The 907-nt window shown below is 36.7% G+C and carries 1 protein-coding gene; it reads left to right on the top strand.

Annotated elements, in window-relative coordinates; genetic code table 11:
• Nucleotides 1-266: 266 nt before the first annotated feature.
• The gene (locus BW716_RS35000; RefSeq protein ID WP_083730669.1) at nucleotides 267-707 is read left to right on the top strand and encodes a hypothetical protein; all 441 of its coding nucleotides are present in this window, start codon (nucleotides 267-269) and stop codon (nucleotides 705-707) included.
• The last annotated feature ends 200 nt before the right edge of the window (nucleotides 708-907 follow it).

Raw genomic sequence — 907 nt, 5'->3', positions numbered from 1 at the left:
CTAAACAACTTCATTATTAAGAGTAATACCTACGAAAAGATAGCCCGATTAAAATATCAAAGATTCTGTACGATATCCCTGATCTTTTGATATTCTGTAATGACGTATGCTATTTTGTTTGTACCATTATTTAACTGCAGTATTTAATTATTATTCAAATGCCTTGGGGGACGTGAATGATTTCCATTACTGTTTGAACCTTTAAATCATGTGTAAAATGCTGAAAAAGGCATTACCGGTAGTCTGTTGCCTATTACTGGTAATGCTTGGGCACCGTGCATTTGCCGGTGAGCCGTACCTATCCCTTTTACCCGTTAGCCCTGACACCATTCCTTCCGACCTGGGAGATCTTAAGTCAGCCAGCTTTGAAACAGGCCGTTATTACGGCTGTAAATCAGCGGGCAGGACCAGATAGTATACATGCAAGTGCACCTACTCCTGATAGTATTCCTTTCAGCAAATTAGGCTTAAGTGGCATGAACTCTTCTGCCAAAGGAGCTTTTACCCAATACCTTGAATCTGGTAAGAGTACAATCGGTATGGCACATATGAAAACCATGTTCAATGATATGAAGGACAGCTCCAAAACGGCTTCTTATATCGATAATAAGTTGCGCGGTTTTTTAAAGCTTGTCCAATACTGGTTTGACTCAGTTTTGTTAAAGCAGAACTTAGAACAGTTTTATTTTAAGGGGATAATTATATAATCGAAGTTTCTTCTCTTATTTCACAGAGTTTTCTGATAAACAATCGGCGTTCGAATTGTATGTTAGGTTTGTTTTAGGAAGTGTTGAAATATAATGGGTATATTAATTGCTTGAAAACAGCTAATAAATAAGCGGCCAAATTCTCTATATCCAGGCAATTTTGGTATACTTTTTTATTTTGAAGTTGTTTATACTTTTAA

The sequence above is a fragment of the [Flexibacter] sp. ATCC 35208 genome (assembly GCF_001975825.1).
Classification (GTDB): domain Bacteria; phylum Bacteroidota; class Bacteroidia; order Chitinophagales; family Chitinophagaceae; genus Chitinophaga.
Note: the sequence above shows the minus strand (reverse complement) of the source record. Positions and strands in the feature narration are given on the sequence as shown.